Annotated in this window: 4 protein-coding genes; 2 read left to right on the top strand and 2 right to left on the bottom strand. The window is 61.0% G+C overall.

Going from position 1 to position 3009, the window contains the following annotated elements; genetic code table 11:
- A partial coding sequence (locus A3754_RS17865; protein ID WP_255363144.1) for a penicillin-binding transpeptidase domain-containing protein occupies positions 1-1010 on the top strand: 1010 nt, incomplete at its 5' end.
- 112 nt (positions 1011-1122) lie between these two features.
- Here A3754_RS17865 and A3754_RS17860 read toward each other — a convergent pair.
- Both A3754_RS17860 and rpmE read right to left on the bottom strand, forming a co-directional pair.
- Positions 1123-2397, bottom strand: a complete 1275-nt coding sequence (locus tag A3754_RS17860) for a malic enzyme-like NAD(P)-binding protein (protein ID WP_063520784.1) — start codon at positions 2395-2397, stop codon at positions 1123-1125.
- A gap of 107 nt (positions 2398-2504) precedes the next feature.
- Positions 2505-2723 (bottom strand): 50S ribosomal protein L31, encoded by a 219-nt coding sequence (gene rpmE, locus A3754_RS17855; protein WP_063520783.1) that lies wholly within the window; start codon positions 2721-2723, stop codon positions 2505-2507.
- Between the two features lie 137 nt (positions 2724-2860).
- On the opposite strand from rpmE, the gene A3754_RS28755 reads away from it, so the two are divergent.
- Positions 2861-3009 (top strand): hypothetical protein (locus A3754_RS28755; protein WP_197468702.1); only part of this gene is annotated, 149 nt, incomplete at its 3' end.

Below are 3009 nucleotides of genomic sequence, written 5' to 3'. Positions count from 1 at the left end.
TGGAAAACGGCTTCACCCCGGCCTCCATCATCAACGATGCCCCGGTGGTCTTTGACGACGACAAGCTGGAAACCGCCTGGCGCCCCACCGGTGCCAGCGGCAAGTTTTATGGCCCCACCCGCATGCGCGAAGCCCTGTACCGCTCGCTGAACCTGGTTTCCATCCGCATTCTTCGCCAGGTCGGCATCAGCCAGGCCATGGGCACCCTGAAGCGCTTCGGCCTGCCGGCAGACACCTTCCAGCGCGATCTGTCCCTGGCACTGGGCAGCGCCAGCGTGACCCCCATGGACATCGCCTCGGCCTACAGCATCTTCGCCAACGGCGGCTACCGGGTTACCCCCTGGAGTATCGTGCAAATCGAAAAGGACAACGGGGACGTGCTCTGGAAAGCGCCAGAGGTGGTTTTCTGCGAAAGCCCCTGCCGGCCGCCGCAAACCGATAACGCCCCCCAAGGCGGCATGACCGAAGTCGACACAGCCAATAGCGACAGCGATGACAGCACCACCCAGCCCCGCCAGCCACCGCCGGTCATGGCCCCGCGCGTAATCGACGCCCGCATTGCCTGGCTAATGAACTCCATACTGCAAGATGTGGTACGCCGTGGCACCGGCCACCAGGCCAACGGCCTGGGCCGCCGGGATCTGGCCGGCAAGACCGGGACCACCAACGATCAGGTGGACGCCTGGTTCTCCGGCTACTCGCCGGACCTGGTCGCCACTGTCTGGGTTGGCTTCGACAACCCCGCCTCTCTGGGCTGGGGTGAGTATGGCGGCAAGGCCGCCCTGCCCATCTGGATGGATTACATGGGGCCGGCACTGGAAGGCGTCCCTGACCGCCAACTGGAGCAACCTTCCGGCATCGCCACCGTGCGCATCGACCCGGACAGCGGCCTGCTGGCCCGCCCGGAGAACCCGGACGCCATCCGCGAGTATTTCATCCAAAGCCAGGTGCCCGATATGGAGCCAGCACGAGGACCGGGCGGGCACAGTGCTCCGGAGCAGATATTTTGACGCAGGAAGCATGACGCTCCATGCCTGATGCCCGATGCAAAGGCATAAAAAAACCGCCCCTCGAGGGCGGTTTTTTATGCATCAGGCATGGGACGTCCTGCGTCCGGCGTCATCACAACTCCGGAAAGATCTCGTCCAGCGAATTCAGCGGGTAGTGCGATGGGTAACCCTTACGGGCCACACCGCAATCCACCGCTGCCTTGGCCACAGCCGCAGACACCTTGCCCAGTAAACGCGGATCGTTCGGCTTGGGGATAATATAATCAGCACCAAACGTCAGCGGCTCGCCGCCGTAGGCATCCAGCACCTCCTGCGGAGGCGCGGTGCGTACCAGCTCGGCGATGGCATGTACCGCCGCGATCTTCATTTCCTCGGTGATGGACGTGGAACGCACATCCAGCGCCCCGCGGAACATGTACGGGAAACACAACACGTTGTTCACCTGATTGGGGAAATCCGAACGACCGGTCGCCACAATCGCATCCGAACGCGCCGCCTTGGCCACTTCCGGGCGAATTTCCGGGTCCGGGTTGGCCAGCGCGAAAATGATCGGCTTGGGCGCCATCTTCTTGACCATCTCCGGCGTGAGCATGTCAGGGCCAGAAACCCCGATAAACACATCGGCGTCTTCAACCGCATCATCCAGAGTGCGCTTGTCAGTATCGTTGGCCAGCGCCGCCTTGTACTGATTCAGGTCATCGCGACGGCTGTGGATTACGCCCTTGCGGTCCAGCACCAGGATATTTTCCTTGCGCGCGCCCATTTCGATCAGCAGACGCACGGACGCCACGCCGGCGGCACCGGCACCCACGCAAACGACCTTGATATCTTCGATACGCTTGTTCTGGATTTCCAGCGCGTTAATCAGGCCGGCACCCACCACAATGGCCGTACCGTGCTGGTCATCATGAAACACCGGCACTTCACACTGCTCTTTGAGGATCCGCTCGATCTCGAAACATTCCGGCGCGCGGATATCTTCCAGATTGATACCACCAAAGGTGCGATGGATACGCATCACCGTATCGATAAAGGCCTGGGAATCTTCTGCGTCCACCTCAATATCGAACACATCAATACCGGCAAACAGCTTGAACAGGATCCCCTTGCCTTCCATCACCGGCTTGGAGGCCAGCGCGCCCAGATTTCCCAGGCCGAGAATCGCGGTGCCATCGCTGATGACCGCCACCAGGTTGCCTTTGGAGGTAAAGCGGTAAGCCAGCTCCGGCTCCCGGGCGATTTCACGCACCGGCTCCGCCACACCCGGGCTATACGCCAGGCTCAGATCTCGACTGGTCGCCGCCGGCTTGGTCACCTCGACGCTGATTTTCCCTGGCCGCGGTTTGGCGTGGTATTCCAGGGCCGCCGCTTTTAAATCCTCGGACATGCTGGTCTCCGCTTCCCTAGTTGGGATATACAGTGTGTACGCAAGTACTTAACGTAAAAAGCACCCGGCAGGGTGCTTTTTACAATAGGCGCTGTGAAGACGCCGTATCAGTCCTTCTTGCTGCGCATCATGCCAAAGCGCTGCTTGAACTTGTCGATCTGGCCGCCGCTGTCGGCCTGCTTCTGCTTGCCAGTGTAGAACGGGTGACAGGCAGAACAAACGTCCAGGTCCATGGCGCCACCCTTGGTGGAACGGGACTCGATAACGTTGCCACAGCTACAGGAATAGGTCGCTGTCTGGTAATCGGGATGAATCTCTGGTTTCATTGCTAAGCTCCATTTTGTGTCGCTACCGGCCTCTACGACAGGCACCACACGGCTTGCGCCTGGGAAAAAGAAGGCGAATCATAACAGCTTGTCCCCATTCCGCAAGCGCAAAGCCGCCGCTGGCTCCAGGAAATTCCGTGTCACCGAAAAACACCCTGCAAATTGCCCTGCCCGTGCCCCTGCCCGGGTGTTTTGACTATGTTCTGCACGGCACCGTGGTACCCCCCCGGGGCAGCCGGGTCAAAGTCCCCTTCGGGCGGCGCACCCTGGTCGGCCTCGTACACGG

The sequence above is a fragment of the Alcanivorax sp. HI0083 genome (assembly GCF_001635175.1).
This window is presented reverse-complemented; position numbering and strand designations above follow the sequence as displayed.

Excerpts from the sequence above, each read along its gene's own strand:
- rpmE (WP_063520783.1), bottom strand. The coding sequence starts at position 2,723 with ATGAAACCAGAGATTCATCCCGATTACCAGACAGCGACCTATTCCTGT.
- A3754_RS17860 (WP_063520784.1), bottom strand. The coding sequence starts at position 2,397 with ATGTCCGAGGATTTAAAAGCGGCGGCCCTGGAATACCACGCCAAACCG.